Here is a 1,869-nt window from a genome sequence, read left to right as displayed (position 1 = left end):
GCAAACATTTAGCCGGTGAGCTGAGGGTGTTGGTTCGTGGCATGGCGTGATGGCCGGTGGGCGCGGTACGCCTCTGGCCGGTGGGTTTCCCTGTGGGGGTTGTGTTTCACGTGGGGGCGGTGGGCCAGTCGGGGACCCATGCCTGGCCGGTCATGACGTCGCGTAGGGTGGCTATCGCGGCGCGGCCGTGCTTCGCGGCGGTCCGTAGGTACCCGAGGATCGTGTACCGGTCCTGGGTGACCTTCTCGCTGGTCAGCCGGCCGGAGATGTTCTGCTGGATCTTCGACGGGCGTAGTTCGCGTTCGGCGTCGTTCGAGGTCGCGGGAACGGTCGGGTCGGTGAGGAACCGCAGCACGTCGGTCTGCCGGTCGCGCAGGAACTCCAGCACGAGACGGGCGGGGCGTTCCCCGGGCCGGGTGCCGTGCGACATGGTGGCGGACAGGCCGACGGTCACGCCCCGACGGAACATGCCGAGGAGGTTCTCGACGGTGGGCAGGGCGGGTCCGGCGGGGGGCCGGCAGTAGTGGCAGTGCGCCGCGTCGTGTCCCTGCCCGCCGCTGGCGGCGGCGAGTGCGGTGGCGTGGCGGGTGAGGTTCGTGTGGTGGATCAGTCCGCGCAGCGCGTCGGTGATCTGGGCCGGCCAGTGCTCGCCGGGGTAGGTCTCCCCGGCCGCGGTCAGGTCCCGTAGCAGGTGCTGGGTGCAGATCTGGTGGACCAGGCCGAGGAACTCCACGCTGCCGGGGTCGGTGCCGTCGGGATCACCGTCGGCGAGCGGGTCACCGGGGACGGGGTTGAAGAAGTCGTGGTCGTAGAGGCTGTACCGGTCGTGTACGACCGTCGCGCCGGCGGCGGCGAGTTCGCTGAGCACCGAGGCCTGGAACGTCTGAAGGTCCCGGTCCCCGAGCAGGAAATGGGTGTAGAGATCGGTGCAGGCCACAAGCAGGTACCGCTCGGCCTTCTTGCGGCCCGGGCGGGGCAGCCGCGGGCCGACCCTCAGCGGCGTCTCGTCCATCACCACGACCGCGCACAAGGCGATCAGCGCCCGGATCCGGTCGTGGGCGGCGGCGAGCGCCGCCGCCGCCCACGCCAGCAGGCCGTGCACGAACCCGGCGGACGGCGCGGCGCCGGTCAGTGACTCCACCAGCCCCACGCAGCGACCGACGGGCAGGTGATGGACCACCATGAGGTAGACGCACCAGGCCGCCAGGTTCGGCCCGTAGCCGACCGGCCCGGGGCGGGCGCCGGGCGGGCGGGCCGCCTGGTGGACCGCGCCGCAGCCACAGGCCAGCGCGTGCTGGTCGTACTGGGTCACCGTCGCCGTAACCAGCGGGATGTCGACCTGCTGGTAGCGGTCGACGACCCCGAGGTCACGGGCCTGGCCGCGTTCCAGCGCCGTGGCCAGGTCGTTCCCGCAGCCACACCGCCCCTCGGGGAACCGGTCGACCCGCTCGTCGGGCTGCTCGGTGAACCGCAGGTGTGAGCCCGGCGCGCCGGGCTGCCCGCCGCGGCCACGCCGCCCACCACCACTCACCCGCGGCTTCTTCGGCCTCGGTTCCGACTTGCCCGGCTGGCCATCCTTCGACGACGGGTTCGAGGAGTTGCCGCTGTTCCGCGTGACGAGGTGCTCCAGCCGCGCGAGCCGTGACGCGAGGTCCTCGTTCACCGCGACCAGCTGTGCGTTCATATTCCTGAGTTCGGCGTTCGCGGCCGCCAACCGTTCATTCTGCGCGGTCAGCCTTGCGATCCGCGCGTCACGCGCCGCGTCCTGCTGCTCGAACAGCCGGGCGATCCACAGCATCTGCGCCCACGTCAGGGGCGCCACCACGTCACGCGGTGGGCCACCCGGATCGGACACAGCCCGATCCAACA

At 71.7% G+C, this 1,869-nt stretch carries 1 protein-coding gene; it reads right to left on the bottom strand.

Annotation, left to right across the window (positions count from 1 at the left end):
• Positions 1–106: 106 nt before the first annotated feature.
• Positions 107–1,869 (bottom strand): IS66 family transposase (locus AC08OP_RS19530; RefSeq protein WP_476615506.1); only part of this gene is annotated, 1,763 nt, incomplete at its 5' end.

Source organism: Frankia sp. CeRuru1, from assembly GCF_977966315.1.
Note: the sequence above shows the minus strand (reverse complement) of the source record. Positions and strands in the feature narration are given on the sequence as shown.